The organism is Rufibacter soli (assembly GCF_054781795.1).
Genome location: NZ_BAAGTS010000002.1, coordinates 353,293 through 367,545, shown reverse-complemented (window position 1 = coordinate 367,545; position 14,253 = coordinate 353,293). Strand labels below are relative to the sequence as shown.

The following is a 14,253-nucleotide window of genomic DNA, read 5'->3' as shown; positions in this document are numbered from 1 at the left end:
TAGTAAGCCAACGGCTTTAGAGATCAGTATTTCGGTAATTTCCAGAAAGCTAGGCAATCATGTCTAGAAATAATGAAATGTTTCCTTATTTAACTAAAAGATAACCTGCATTGGGCCGTATAGTTTTAGAGAGCACCCATTTTTTAAGCCAAAGCGCCCCCCCTATATTCTAATACCCGCTTATAATCTTGCCGTCTTCCATTTCAATGGTGCGGTCTGTGCGTTGGGCAAAATCTGGGTCATGCGAGACAATGAGCAGCGTCTGTTTCTTCTCCTGGCAGAGCTCTTGGAAGATGTCAAACACAATGTCTGAGTTCTTCTTGTCCAGGTTGCCAGTGGGTTCATCGCCCATGATCAAAACCGGGTCATTGATAAGCGCCCGGGCAATGGCTACCCGTTGTTTCTGGCCCCCGCTCAACTGGTTGGGCATTTTAAGGGCCTGGTCGTCTACCCCCAGCGTGCGCAGGTAGCTCATGGCCCGCTCCTCTACCTCTTGCTGTGAGTATTTGCCCAGTTTTATGCCCGGCAGCATGACGTTGCGCAGCACACTGAACTCCTGGATAAGGTAGTGAAACTGAAACACGAAGCCAATCTTCTCATTTCTGATCTGGGCTAGTTGTTTGGGCGTGCGCTCGCGCATCAGTTCGCCGTCCAGGTAAAGGTCACCGTCATAGTCGGTGTCCATGGTGGAGAGAATGTAGAGCAGCGTGGACTTTCCGCAGCCAGATTTCCCTACCACAGATATAAACTCGCCGTGCGTGATGCTGAACGTGATATCGCTGAGAACCTGGAACCTGACCGGGTCATGGAAATACTTGTTGAGGCCACGCGCCTTCAGAACCTTCTCTGCCATGGTCTTTACTTGCCTCTTATGATACTGACCGGGTCCGTTTTGCTGGCCTTGCGCGCCGGAAACAGCCCGGCAAAATACGTGGTCACCAGCGCGAACGTAATGCCAATGATATAGAACACCGGGTTGAAATAAACCGGGTAAGTGGTGATGGTAGGCAAAGACGCCGTCTCAAAGGGCACATTGTCTATAATAACCGAAATAACATACCCTAGCAGCAAGCCCATCACGCCCCCGGCCACCCCAATGATCATAGACAGGGAGAGAAAGATATTCTGTACGTCTTGCGCCGAAAAACCAGTGGCCTTGAGAATGGCAATGGCGTCCATTTTCTCATAGATCATCATATTAAGGATATTGTAAATCCCGAAGCCCGCCACAATAAGCAGCGTAATGCCCACGGCGTAGGAAATAATGCCCCGGATGTTGCTGCCCGTCTCAAACTGTGAATTGGCCGTCTGGATGTCAGTGGCCTCCAGCCCATATAGGGCGGCATATTCTTTGGCGGCGGCCGGCGCCATGTTCAGGTCAGTGAGGTTCACTTGTATATCGGTGAGGTACGCCGAGGGTTGGCCCAGCAGTTTCTGCACTGTTTCAATGGAGGCGTAGCTCTGGATGTTGTCTATCTCCATGATGCCCAGTTGCACTACTCCTACCACCTTTAAGGTGCCCTGCTGCCCGTTGGGGGCCGTTATGCGTACCACGTCACCAATATCCACCATCATTTTCTCAGCTATGCCTTTGCCCAAAATAATGCTGTTAGACACCGTGTTCAGGTCTTGCAGGTTACCGGAAATAATGTAGTTGCTCAACGAAAACAGCTGTTCTTCCATGGCTACGTCTATGCCGTCTATCACGCCGCCTAACTCAATGGTGCCCGTATTGTAAAACACCTGCGTAATGGCCTTGGGTGCCACGCCCATCACTCGGGGGTCTTGATTGAGGGCTTTGATAATGGCTTGGCTGTTGTAGATTTCCTTGCCCCGGTCCTTGGGTTTTACAGACCTGATAAAGTGTTCATAGCCGTTGTATTTCGGGGCACGTTCTACAGCCTGCACGGCAGACGGCTTTATTTCATTGTAGAGCCGCACGTGGGGCAGGCGGTTAAGGATAAGCCCGTCCAGCAACTGGTTAAGGCCGTTCATGAAACTGACCAGGGCAATGAACATCCCAATCCCAAACGTGACCCCCGCCGCCGCTACCACAGACTGCTTAACACGCGCCCGCAACAGGCCCACGGCAATGCTCAGGATCAGTTTGAAGTTCATGGTTACTTGGGTTTATAGACAAACTCAGTGGTGTCCAGGCCCTGCAGAATCTCGGCTTTGCGGTAATCACGCAGGCCTACTTTCACCTCGCGTTTCTGGTCAGGGGCCACCAGCACAAACCGGCCATCCACCAGGTATTCCCGGGGTATGAGCAGGGCGTTTTTCTTGGTCTGTACCACAATATTGGCTTCCGCCGAAAGATTGGGATACAGTTTGGCCGGGGGGTTCACAAACCGGGCATCTACCTGAAACGTGCGGGAGCGTTCCTTCATGATGGGATAGATTTTCTCCACCACGCCCTCAAACACCTGCCCTTTGTAACTGTCCATGCTGATTTCCACGGGCTGGCCCACTTGCACCCGCACAATATCGTTCTCGTCTACGGCCAGCTCCAGCAGGAAATTTCGGGTTTGCCCAATGATGGCCAGCGGGGTTTGGGGTCCCACCAGTTCGCCTTTCTCCATGAGCACATCATACACCCTCCCCGAGATGCTGGCCCGCACCACAAAATCACTCTGCAGTTGCTTGCTGATATCATAGTTCACGCCGGCGCGCTGCACCTCATTGCGCAACTGCCGGTTCAACAGCGCCAGGTTGGCCTTCGCTGACAAAAAGTTGCTGCGCGAGGAGGTATACGCCAGTTGCCGCTGCTCAAACTCTACCTGGGTGCCAATCTTCTGTGCCCACAGGCGCTTCTGGCGTTGGAATAAAGAAGAATCTAACTGAAACTTGTCCTGTGCCTGCCGCAGGGCCAGTTGGGCCTCCTGCAGCCGCCCGAAGTTACTGCGGCTGTTCTCCTGGCTCAATTCCAGCGCCAGCTGGGCATTGCGGGCATTTAAAGCCGCGGTGGTGTTCTCTAACCTGAACAAGGGGTCCCCGGCTTTCACGGTATCGCCGGCCTTTACCAGAATGGCCTGCACCAGACCGCTCACTTTGGGGAAGGCAGTGTATTGGTCCGCGGCCTTTACCGTACCCGAGGCGTAGACAGACTCTGCAATGGAACTTACCCGGGGCTTCACCCGCTCCTGCTCCTCAGAACAGGAAATCAGCAGCAAGGCCAGCACAACCAAAAATGGAAATTGTTTTTTCATACCCCAGGCCAGTACACGTAGTCCGCTAAATAAGCGCACTGAAATAAATTTAGTATATTTTCCTCATCCTCGTGCAAGAATCTTAATAGCGAACGACAAGGAGTCTAGGCGTCTCCAGTTGACTCACCAGGTCCTTTCCAGAGCATAAAAGAAGTGATTACCTTGTTCTACTTAGGTAACCTGTAAAGAAATCAAACTGTTTTGGCAGAACCTCTGCGAAACATATCCCTTCCCTATGATACTCCTCATTTTACGTTGAGTTCTGGGTTTCAAGCAATCGCTACACTTACGTTAATGCTAGTAAAAGCTGCTACCCCTGTTTTGGGCCTGTTTTTAGAAAAACAGGCCCAAAACAGGGGTAGCAGCTAAACTTTGGCTTCTTAACTCTTACCCAATTGTAATGGCATAGCTCGCCTCAAACACCTCCCTGGTGCCCAGTGACTGCATGCCTTCTTTTTCGCTTAGTTCCAGGGGGGCACCGGCGCTGCCGGCAATGCCGTACCAGGGCTCAATGCAGAGAAACGGGGCACCTTCGCATTTGGTCCAGATACCTAGGAACGGGAAGTTCTCCAGCTGCATTTGCACAAAGTGCGGGTGGTAATCGCATTTGAGGGTCACGCGCTCAGAGCGGTAGCTCTTGAACACCAGCGCGTCTTTCTTGTAATGCGCATAGCGGAGCGGCAGTACGGCCATGTTGTCCAGCACCGGTTCAGTTTGGCCGTTCTGCAGACCGGTGCCTTCCTCCAGCAGGTAACGGGCCAGGGTCTCGGGTTGGGAGAACTCCAGGTAGTAGTCTTCAAAGGTGCCACCTGGCAGCAACGGCACGTTGAACGCGGGGTGCGCGCCAATGGAGAACAACATCTCGCCCTCGCCCATGTGCTCTACCTGCCAGGTGACGGTCAAGGTCTGGTCCTGCAAAGTGTAGAGAAGGCGCAGCGCGAAATCAAAGGGATATACTTCTTTGGTCTGGGCCGTAGCCCTTAGTTCAAAGATCAGCTGGTTTTCCGTCCGGTCCAGTAACTCAAACGGCAGATCACGGGCGAAGCCATGCTGGGGCAGCGTATAGATCCGTCCTTCATGCAGGTATTGGTTCTGAGGCAGGCGCCCTACAATAGGGAACAGCACCGGGGCATGGCGGTTCCAGAAGGCAGCATCGGCTTGCCAGATATATTCCCGGTTGCCGTCCTTTTTCACAAAGCTGCAGAGTTCGGCTCCCAGGTGCTTTACGCCTACGCGTACGTATTCATTTTCAAGGTAAGTGGTATTCATGGCAGACGTAAAGTTAGCGCTGTATTATACGGTCAATGGCTTGAATGGCGTTCTGTACTCTTTGCTCCTCTGAGCCGGAAATCTCTACGTACGGCACGCCCAACCCCTCCAGCTCCCGCTTGTACCAGTCATAGAAAAACTGCCGCAGATGAGGATGCTCGCGCTGCGGATCGGGTTCCCAGGGAAGGTCTACGTTTAGGAGCAGGTACAGGTCTACGGCTTGTTTCTGAAGCCCCTCCTGAATAGACGGGGCGCTGGTACCGTAGGCGTGCTCAGACCAGATTTTAAGCACCAGCAACTCGGTGTCCAGGATTAAGAGCGCAGGGTCAAGGGCGGCCTGGGCGGCCCATAACTCTTGCTGCCCCTGGGCAATCTGGTCCAGGTCATGGGCTTCATAGGGCCGGTCCAGCTGTTCCAGATAGGTACGCGCGTATTCGGGTACCCAGGGAGCCTGGTAATGGTGGGCCAGTTGGGCGGCCAGGGTAGATTTGCCCGTACTCTCGGGACCGGTAATGGCTATTTTCAGCACGGCATACAGTTTTCAGGCATGGGAGTTTCAGGGCGTTTTAAGGCCGCTTTCAAGAAAACAGGCCCAAAACAGAATAATGGGTAAACCGGCAAAAGGTTATCAGACAAGAAATTTCCGCTGGCGGCGAAAAAGGCTGGTGTTCCTTCCCTTCGGCAAGCTAATCTATTGCGGGGTCTTTTGCGCTGGTTTCCGGAAGTCAAGGTTATAGGCAAGGCCTACCTGCAGAGTGTGGTTGCTTTCAAACCAGAGGCCGTTGCGCTGGGCCACGTGCTGGTGCAGGTACCCTACCTCCAGGGTGGCGTCTTTGTGGAACCGGTACCCCACGGCCGCATACACGCGGTTCTGGTCAAAGATATTAGTGGTCACGTTCGGCCCGAAGTTCAGGAATACCTCCTCATAGGCGCCCAGGTAAAACTCCTGGTCCTCCAGTGTGGGGCCTTGGAGCGGAACAGTCACCCGGAACTGATACCGGGCCCGGTTCAGGTAAGTATACGCTGGGGCATTGGCAAACTTGATCCAGCGCTGCTCCAACCGGAACCGGTGCGACAACCCAAACATCCCCTGCTGATCTTTCAGCTGCAATTGCTGGAACGTGCGGTGCTCCGGGAAATCACTGGCCGCGGGGTTGTCTCCGTAAGGATACGTATGCACATAGGCATAGCCGCCCATGACCATGGCCCGGTCTGAAAGGTTATACGTCAGACCCACCCGGGGCATCAACTGCTGCTGTTTGGAGATCACTTGGTACTGCCGCAGCTGGAACTCGGTGTGCAGGCCCCATTTATCTGTGAGGCGGTGATTCCCGAAGTACATAAACCAGCCGTTGTAATTGGTATCATGTCGGCGGTTGTTCTGAGCCTGGGCGCGCGGTACGGTAAGGGTCAGCACCAACAATAACAAGAGAAAGACCTTTTTAATCATAAGGGGGAACTGTCACTGCGTGACGAATGGTGAATGATCGCAAAACAAGCGTCAAAAGGCCATTCATGCCAGCCCCACCTCTATTTTCAGCGTATTTTCAAGTTATTTGTCTGTATACTACCATTTTCTGAAACGCCTGGGCTCAGGCCTGCACGTTGGCCACCTTTGCGTTCAGACTCTTCTTCCAGTCAACGTAGCCCCACCAGGCCAGGGCCAGGTACAGGAAGTACAGCAGTGCCGTGGGGTACAGTTCTTTGTAAATATAAATGGGCACGTACACGGCGTCTACCACTATCCAGATCAGCCAGTTCTCCAGCTTTTTCCGGCTCATGAGCCATTGGGCGCCCAGGCTCACGGCGGTGGTGGCAGAGTCCCAGTAGGCCAGGTCGGCGTTGGTGTTATGGTGCAGGTACAGGCCCAGCACTAGCGTGAACGCCGGCACAAACAGCAGCAGCCAGCCCCATTGCTTTTTGGTCATGCGGGTAACCGGCCGCTCGGCCCGCTGGCTTCCCTTGTGCAGCCACATATACCACCCGTAAATATTGAGCACCGCAAACATGACCTGCAACCCCATGTCGGCGTAAAGCCTGGCGTCAAAAAAGACCATGATGTAGAGCAGCACGCTTACCAAGGCCACGGGAAAAGTCCAGATATTCTGGCGGGCTGCCAGCCAGACGCAAAGCAGACCTGTAATCACGCCCACCACCTCGGTGACGGTCTCTACATTCCAGGCACTGGGCGAAAGAAAATCCATAGAAAAACAATTGGCGGCTTTTGCGTTTTGGGCCTGTTTTCTCAAAAACGTGCCCAAAACGGGAATTAGCCAGCGGTGTATGCGCTACAAAAATAGGAGCTTACCGGTAGCATCCATGGTCTGGGGCTTCTTTACCGGCATATATTTTACGTTATCTTTGTCGCATGCTGCCTGAAATCACGCCCCTTCAACTGAAAGAACGCCTAGACCGCCAGGAACCGCTGCAACTCATTGACGTGCGGGAGCCCGAGGAATGGGCCATCTGTAATTTAGGCGGCGAGCTTATTCCCCTGGGTGATTTGCCCAAGGCAGCCCCACGCCTGGACAAGGACACGCCCCTGGTGCTTATCTGCCACCACGGTTTCCGGAGCGCGCAGGCGCTTATGTTCCTGCAGCAGCGCCACGGCTTCACCAATCTGCTAAACCTGAAGGGCGGCATCCATGCCTGGGCGCTGGAGGTAGATCCTACGTTTCCGGTGTACTAAAAGGCGTTCCTGTTTTGAGCCTGTTTTCACAAAAACTACCCTGAAACAGCATAGCTTTTTTAAGAAAGTTTTTACCGAAACAATGCAATACTCAACTTTTCCCTTAATTTTACGTGGCAAATACCATTAATGCTATTTGCCATGCAGCCTCACGCTCCCAATATCCTTTTTGAAGGTCTCACCTACGACGACGTTCTCCTCCTACCTGCTTATTCAGAGGTACTTCCCAAAGACACTAACACTTCCAGCCAGTTAACCCGCAACATACGGGTGAACATTCCGCTGGTCTCAGCGGCCATGGATACCGTCACCGAAGCCGACATGGCCATTGCCATGGCCCAGGAAGGCGGCATCGGGTTCATCCACAAAAACATGAGCATCAAGCAGCAGGCCGAACAGGTGCGCAAGGTAAAACGCTCTGAGAGCGGTATGATCCTGGACCCGGTAACCCTGCATGAAAACGCTACCCTGGGCGAGGCCCTGGCCCTCATGAAGGAGCACAAGATTGGCGGCATCCCGGTGCTCTCTTCAGATAAAAAGCTGGTGGGCATCATCACCAACCGTGACCTTAGGTTTGAGAAGAATTACGCCATCAAGGTGTCTGAGATCATGACCAAAGACCGCCTTATCACTGCTCCCAAAGGCATAGAACTAGACAAGGCCGAGGACATCCTGCAGGAGTACAAGATTGAGAAACTGCCCATAGTAGATGAAAACCAGGTGCTGGTGGGCCTGATTACTTACAAAGACATTCTTAAGCGCAAGCACCGCCCTTACGCCTGCAAAGACGAGTTTGGCCGGTTGCGCGTAGGCGCCGCCGTAGGCGTAACCGCCGATGTGCTGGACCGCGTAGGCGCCCTGGTGGAAGCCGGCGTAGATGTGATTAGCGTAGACACCGCCCACGGGCACTCCAAAGGCGTGATGGAAGCCGTGCGCAGAATCAAGACCTCCTTCCCTAACGTAGACCTTATTGCCGGCAACGTAGCCACCGCCGAAGGCGCCAAAGCCTTAGCCGACTCAGGAGCTGATGCCGTGAAAGTGGGCGTGGGCCCGGGCTCTATCTGTACCACCCGTATTATTGCCGGTATCGGTGTTCCCCAACTTTCCGCGGTGATAGAAGCCGTTAGAGGTTTAGAAGGCACCGGCGTGCCGGTGATCGCAGACGGCGGCGTGAAATTCTCCGGCGACATAGTGAAAGCTATTGCGGGCGGTGCCAGCACCATTATGATTGGCTCTTTGCTGGCCGGTACTGAGGAAGCCCCTGGTGACATGCAGATCTTTGAGGGTCGTAAGTTTAAGACCTACCGCGGCATGGGCTCTATTGAGGCCATGGGCGAAGGCTCTAAAGACCGGTATTTCCAGGATGCCGAGGATGACGTGAAAAAACTGGTGCCCGAAGGCATTGTGGGCCGGGTGCCGTACAAAGGCCTGGCTGGCGAGGTGCTTTACCAACTGGTGGGCGGCCTGAAGGCGGGTATGGGCTACTGCGGTGCCCCAGACATTGAGGTCCTCAAAAAAGCCCGGATGGTAAAAATTACGGGAGCAGGTTTACGAGAGAGCCATCCGCATGATGTGCAGATTACCCGTGAGGCGCCAAATTACAGCAGATAAGAATCTGGATTTTTTTAGTTACTTTTAGACAAATCACGTATTAACCCAAACTTAAAACCTTAACCTCTGCAGCTGTTACCCTTTCCAATGCCCCAAGATAAAACAATCAAACGGTTGACTTTATTTACCGGAAGCGTGAGCTGGGTGCTGCTATTGGTGAATGTGTTGTTCTTGGCCCGGCAGCTATATGAAGGCGAAACCAATGCGGCTTCGCCCTACCTCAACAACCTGCTGTCTTCCATCTTCATTGTTTCTGTTTTCCTGTACCAGCGGCATTATGTGCAGATGCAGCGCAGCGGTGAGTTTACTACTCCGCTCTGGTCCCTCTTTGCCAAAGGGGGCATGGGCGCGTACGTGTGTCTGCTGCTGTACATCGGCTACCCCAGCCTGAATTTGCACTGGGTGAACAGCCCCTACCTGCTGGATATCTTTTATCAGTTCCTGTTCGGGTTTCTGGTGTACTTTCTGGGCAAGGCCTTCTACACCTGGCGGCAGTTAATCCTGTACCAGAAAACCAAAGACCTGCAGGTGCAGTGGAAGTGGTTTGAGATTCTGGTGTACCTGTCTTTACTGGTGCCGCTGCTCAATGTGGAGTACATGAACCACATCTTCCTGATTCTGGACCTGGCTCTTTTGCTGGCCTTTAGTCTGTACATGTGCGTTCATTTGCGGTGGGTGGCATTTCTAAGCCTTGATAAAAAGTGGAGCAGTATTTTCCTGCTCATGGCCATCCTGCTGAGCGTGGTGCTGTTCGGTAATTTCCTGTTCCGGTACGCAGACTCCCCAGAGCTGGTAGTAGACTACACTGATAACCCGTTTATTTTGGTGTCGCTGGCCTTTGTTTTCCTCTATGCCCTCTCCTCTTTGCTGGTGGCCTTGTTCAGTTTGCCTACTTCTAAGGTATTTGAGCGCAAGAATGCAGACTTGCTCAGTTTCCAGCGCCTAAGCCAGTACATTCAGCAAGGGCAGAGCGAAGAAGAGGTGTATAACCTGTTGTTTGACAGTGCCATCAAGGCCTCTGGCGCAGACGCTGCCTGGCTGGAACTAGGTGAAGAAACCCACCTGAATTCCTTCCAGCACAAAAGCACCGCTCCAGATGAGCAGACCCAGGCGCTGGTCATGTCTATGGCTAACCTCATAGTGGAGCAAAACCCCACGGCCAAGGAAGCCGCCTACGTGAACGGTGAACTGCACCTGGTTCCAGAGTTCAAGAGCCTCAACAGCCCGTTCAACTCGCTGTTGGTGGTGCCTCTGGCTTCTTCCAAACGCAAATACGGCCACCTGTACCTGTTGCAGGAAGTAGAGCAGGGGTTTGACCCAGATACTATAAGCGTGGTGCAGTCGTTTGCTAACCAGACCGTGCTTACCATTGAGAACCTGCGCCTTATGCAGGAATCTTTGCAGAATGAGCGCTACAAAGAAGAACTCAAAATTGCCAGTTTGGTGCAGGACCGCCTGAACCCTAAAAACTTTCCCGCCGACACCTGGTTTGACATTAGTACTTACTCGCAGGCGGCCAAGGAAGTGGGGGGTGACTTTTATGACTACCTGCAGCTGAGTGAGTCACGCATTGCCATCATCATTGGGGATGTGTCCGGCAAAGGGATCTCGGCGGCGTTTCACATGGCCCAGATGAAAGGGATTTTCCATGGCCTCATGCAGCAGGACTTACTGCCAGATGAGTTCATGATCCAGGCCAACAGCGCCCTGAGCCGGTGTCTGGAGCGTACCTCCTTCATCACCTCGGCGCTCTATATCATTGACTACAAAATGCAGGGGGTTTCCTTTGCGCGGGCGGGCCATTGCCATACGCTCTACTATAACTCTATGATGGAAGATACGTTTTACTTCCAAACAGAAGGGTTGGGCCTGGGTATTGTGCGGGATGCCTCTTATGCCAAGCGCATTCACCGGTTGCACTATGACTATAACCCCGGCGATGTGATGGTGATTTACACCGATGGGATTGTGGAGGCCAGAAACGCCCGCCAGGACGAATACGGGGAAGAGCGTCTCAAATACATGCTGTCTCAGACCTACCACCTGGAGGCCGAGGACATCAAAAGCGCCATTATCAATGACGTGTCTGACTTCTCCAGCGACATCCTGCATGATGACCAAACCCTACTAGTGATCAAGTTTAAACAGCGTCAACCTAACCTAAATTGACTCGTAAAGAACCACGATGAAAATAAAACACACCATTTCCGACAACACCATCACCATCAGTTTAGATGGTGAATTAGACGCCAGTTCCTCTGTGCTGCTGGACGAGGAGCTTTCCAACCCAAGCATCATGATGTTTGGCAAGATCCTGGTGGACTGCAAGAACCTGAACTACATCTCGTCTGCCGGTCTGGGCGTATTCATTTCCCACCTGCAGCGCTTTGAAGATGCGCAGATCAAACTGATCTTCTTCAACATGCAGGAAAAAGTGCGTAACGTATTTGAGATTCTAGGCCTTGATCTGTTAATGACCATTGTCTCTTCTTATGAAGAAGCCGTGACCATAGCCAATGACTAACAAGATTAGGGTCAGTTGTGATAGAAAGAATCTTAAAACTATCCGCACGTTTGTGATGGATACGCTTTCTGCTGTGCAATTGTCTGATATCACGTTAAACCAGATCATTCTGGCGGTAGACGAGATCTGTGCCAACCTCATTATCCACTCCAACCACGAAGACAGCAAAAAATTCCTCTGCCTCACCATCCAGTATAACCAGGAAGAGATTGTCTTTGAGCTGGCTGATAATGGCACCCCGTTTGAGCAGGACAATTACACTGAGCCCAATATCCATGACAACATTAGAACCGGCAAGAAAGGCGGCGTAGGCGTAGCCCTGGTCAACCGGATCATGGACAAGGTAGAGTACTCTGTGAAAGGCAACACCAACATTTGCCGCCTGTACAAGCAATTGGCCTAAAAAGGCAAGGCTTTTGCCCCTTGGCACAATAAAACCTGTTTTAGGCCTGTTTTACCAAAAACAGGCCTAAAACAGAAAATGGTTTACTCCTTGTTCTCTTTTAAGGCGCTATGTTTTTAGATAGTAGCCTGTTCTCTCCAAAAAAAATGAGTAAAATTGCAATACGGTCGGCACAGAGAAAGTGCCGGCATCTTGCGTTTTGCTGACATCTATGCGAGTTTCCTCCTTATACGTGGGCCTGAGTGCCCTGCTCCTGTTCCAGTGTACTTCTCCCAAGAAAGCCACAGAACCTGTACTTCTTAGCATTGGCCCTGAAAAGGTGCCCGCCTCTGAGTTTGCCTATGTTTACGAGAAAAACAACAGCAACGCAGACAGCGCCTACTCCAGCGCCAGCGTAAACGAGTACCTGAACCTGTACACCAATTTCAAACTGAAGGTAGCTGAGGCCAAAAGCCGTGGCCTGGACACCACGCAGGCCTTCAAAAGCGAACTGGGCGGATACAAGGAGCAACTGGCCCAACCCTACCTCACAGAAAAAAGTGTAACCGAGCAGTTGGTGCGCGAAGCCTATGAGCGCCTGAAAAAGGAAGTGAACGCCACCCATATTCTGGTAAGCGTTGACCCCGAGGCAGACCCCAAAGACACCCTGGCGGCCTACCAGAAAATCATGGGCTTAAGACAACAGGCCCTTGGTGGCACGCCCTTTGAAACCCTGGCCCAGCGCTTCTCAGAAGATCCTTCGGCCAGAGACAACGCGGGGCAGCTAGGCTATTTCACGGCCCTGCAAATGGTATACCCTTTTGAGAATGCCGCCTACAACACGCCGGCCGGGCAAATTTCGCAGCCGGTAAGAACCCGCTTTGGCTATCACCTGATCAAGGTAAATAACGTGCGCCCCGCCCAGGGCGAGATACGGGTGGCCCATATCATGGTGCGCGCCCAGCAGGGGCTGCCCAAAGCAGACTCTTTGGTGGCCAAGAAGAAGATAGACGAAATTTACAAACGCGTGCAACGCCAGGAAGACTGGAACAAATTGGCCTCCCAGTTCTCTGAAGACGCCGCCTCTGCTGACAATGGCGGGGAACTGCCTTGGTTTGGCACCGGCCGTATGATTCCTTCTTTTGAGGAAGCCGCCTTTGCGCTAGACAAACCGGGCGCCATCTCTGCGCCCGTGCAGACGGCCTACGGCTGGCACGTCATCAAATTACTGGAGCGCAAAGAGCTTCCGCCCTATGAGGAGATGGAAACTTCCCTCCGGAACCGTATCTCCAAAGACTCGCGCTCAGAGCTGAACAAGACCGCTTTCCTGCGCCGCATCAAGAAAGAAAACAAGTTCCAGGAGACTCCAGCTATCAAAGAGGCTACCCTTAAACTGGCAGACTCTACCCTGGCAGCCGGCACCTGGAAGTTCACCGTACCGGCAGAGCCCAAGAACCTGCCTGCGGCCACCCTGTTCACCATTGACGGCAAACCCTATACCGTGGGTCAGTTTGCTACTTATATAGAAGCCAATCAGCGCGCCAAGCAGAACGTGTCCCCGGCCCACGCCATGAACCTGCTCTATGACAAGTTTGTGGAAACCAGCCTGCTGGACTATGAGCGGGCCCACCTGGAGGAAAAACACCCAGATTACCGCATGCTGGTGAATGAGTACCATGACGGTATCCTGCTGTTCCAACTCATGGAAGAAAAAGTTTGGGCCAAGGCGGTAGAAGACACCGTAGGGTTGCAAAAATTCTTTGAGGCTAACCGCGGCAAATATACCTGGGGAGAACGCGCCACGGCCACCATCATCAGTGCTGCCAACCCTACCATCCTGGCCCAGGCCCATGAGCAACTGGCGCAGGGCCGCTTCCTGTCGGTGCGCCAAAAGCAGCAGGACCTGACCTTTACTGCAGATAACGCCGCCCTTTCCAAGGCTGCAATTGCCCAGTTAGATCAGTTGGCCCTTACGCTGCAGCAAGATTCCAGCCTGGTAGTGGAGGTGACCGGTTACGCAGATACCCGGGAGGCCGCCAATAAGAAGAATGCCGGTTTGGCTTCGCGGCGGGCCACGGCCGTAAAGAATTATCTCGCAGAGAAAGGCGTGGAAGAAGCACAGGTAACCGTAATGCCGGCAGCCCCAAAAACCCGCCCGGCCCGCCGGGTGGCCGCCCTGCAGGTGTATTCCACAGATCCGCAAACGCTGGCAGACCGGTTTAACCAAAACAGCCCGCTGGCCTTGCAGATTGCGTCGCGCAAGTTCCAGCGCGGTGAAAACAAAGCCCTGGATGGCGTAACCTGGAAACCAGGCACCTACAACGTAACCCAGGACGGTCGCTCCCTCTGGATCAAAATTGACCAAGTAGAGGCTCCGGCGCCTAAAAAACTGTCAGAAACCCGGGGCGTGGTGATCTCAGACTACCAGACCTATCTGGAGCAGGAATGGATCAAAGAACTGCGCCAGAAATACCCGGTAAGCGTGAACCAGCCAGAGGTAGAGAAGCTTATTAAGAAGTAAGCCCGGCAGAAGTTTCTTTTAATGAAGCCGTTTGCCTAGTTTTGTCTG

13 protein-coding genes are annotated in these 14,253 nt (G+C 53.0%); 6 read left to right on the top strand and 7 right to left on the bottom strand.

The window, feature by feature from the left end:
• Positions 1 to 169 precede the first annotated feature (169 nt).
• The 7 genes from ACYVJQ_RS03580 to pnuC form a co-directional block, all read right to left on the bottom strand.
• Positions 170 to 853, bottom strand: a complete 684-nt coding sequence (locus ACYVJQ_RS03580; RefSeq protein WP_460891685.1) for an ABC transporter ATP-binding protein — start codon at positions 851 to 853, stop codon at positions 170 to 172.
• Between the two features lie 5 nt (positions 854 to 858).
• Positions 859 to 2,118, bottom strand: coding sequence for an ABC transporter permease (locus ACYVJQ_RS03575; RefSeq protein WP_460891684.1), 1,260 nt, complete (start codon positions 2,116 to 2,118; stop codon positions 859 to 861).
• A gap of 2 nt (positions 2,119 to 2,120) precedes the next feature.
• Complete coding sequence (locus tag ACYVJQ_RS03570; protein ID WP_460891683.1) at positions 2,121 to 3,209, bottom strand: efflux RND transporter periplasmic adaptor subunit; 1,089 nt, start codon at positions 3,207 to 3,209, stop codon at positions 2,121 to 2,123.
• Positions 3,210 to 3,596: 387 nt separating this feature from the next.
• Positions 3,597 to 4,478, bottom strand: coding sequence for an aldose 1-epimerase family protein (locus ACYVJQ_RS03565; RefSeq protein WP_460891682.1), 882 nt, complete (start codon positions 4,476 to 4,478; stop codon positions 3,597 to 3,599).
• 13 nt (positions 4,479 to 4,491) lie between these two features.
• Positions 4,492 to 5,007 (bottom strand): AAA family ATPase, encoded by a 516-nt coding sequence (locus tag ACYVJQ_RS03560; RefSeq protein ID WP_460891681.1) that lies wholly within the window; start codon positions 5,005 to 5,007, stop codon positions 4,492 to 4,494.
• Positions 5,008 to 5,169: 162 nt separating this feature from the next.
• Positions 5,170 to 5,928, bottom strand: a complete 759-nt coding sequence (locus tag ACYVJQ_RS03555; protein WP_460891680.1) for a DUF2490 domain-containing protein — start codon at positions 5,926 to 5,928, stop codon at positions 5,170 to 5,172.
• A 142-nt stretch (positions 5,929 to 6,070) separates the two neighbouring features.
• Positions 6,071 to 6,682: a nicotinamide riboside transporter PnuC gene (gene pnuC, locus ACYVJQ_RS03550; protein WP_460891679.1), complete on the bottom strand. Its 612-nt coding sequence runs from the start codon at positions 6,680 to 6,682 to the stop codon at positions 6,071 to 6,073.
• A 164-nt stretch (positions 6,683 to 6,846) separates the two neighbouring features.
• On the opposite strand from pnuC, the gene ACYVJQ_RS03545 reads away from it, so the two are divergent.
• The 6 genes from ACYVJQ_RS03545 (at position 6,847) to ACYVJQ_RS03520 (ending at position 14,205) form a co-directional block, all read left to right on the top strand.
• Positions 6,847 to 7,167: a rhodanese-like domain-containing protein gene (locus ACYVJQ_RS03545; RefSeq protein WP_460891678.1), complete on the top strand. Its 321-nt coding sequence runs from the start codon at positions 6,847 to 6,849 to the stop codon at positions 7,165 to 7,167.
• 141 nt (positions 7,168 to 7,308) lie between these two features.
• Positions 7,309 to 8,778: an IMP dehydrogenase gene (gene guaB, locus ACYVJQ_RS03540; RefSeq protein WP_460891677.1), complete on the top strand. Its 1,470-nt coding sequence runs from the start codon at positions 7,309 to 7,311 to the stop codon at positions 8,776 to 8,778.
• An 87-nt stretch (positions 8,779 to 8,865) separates the two neighbouring features.
• A complete protein-coding gene (locus tag ACYVJQ_RS03535; RefSeq protein WP_460891676.1) occupies positions 8,866 to 10,947 on the top strand; it encodes a GAF domain-containing SpoIIE family protein phosphatase in 2,082 nt (693 codons plus the stop codon).
• A gap of 16 nt (positions 10,948 to 10,963) precedes the next feature.
• A complete protein-coding gene (locus tag ACYVJQ_RS03530; protein WP_048919375.1) occupies positions 10,964 to 11,302 on the top strand; it encodes an STAS domain-containing protein in 339 nt (112 codons plus the stop codon).
• Positions 11,295 to 11,705 carry an ATP-binding protein gene (locus ACYVJQ_RS03525; protein WP_460891675.1) on the top strand — a complete coding sequence of 137 codons (411 nt, stop codon included), beginning with the start codon at positions 11,295 to 11,297 and terminating at the stop codon, positions 11,703 to 11,705. The genes ACYVJQ_RS03530 and ACYVJQ_RS03525 overlap by 8 nt, the downstream gene beginning before the upstream one ends.
• A gap of 211 nt (positions 11,706 to 11,916) precedes the next feature.
• Positions 11,917 to 14,205 (top strand): peptidylprolyl isomerase, encoded by a 2,289-nt coding sequence (locus ACYVJQ_RS03520; RefSeq protein ID WP_460891674.1) that lies wholly within the window; start codon positions 11,917 to 11,919, stop codon positions 14,203 to 14,205.
• Positions 14,206 to 14,253: the final 48 nt, after the last annotated feature.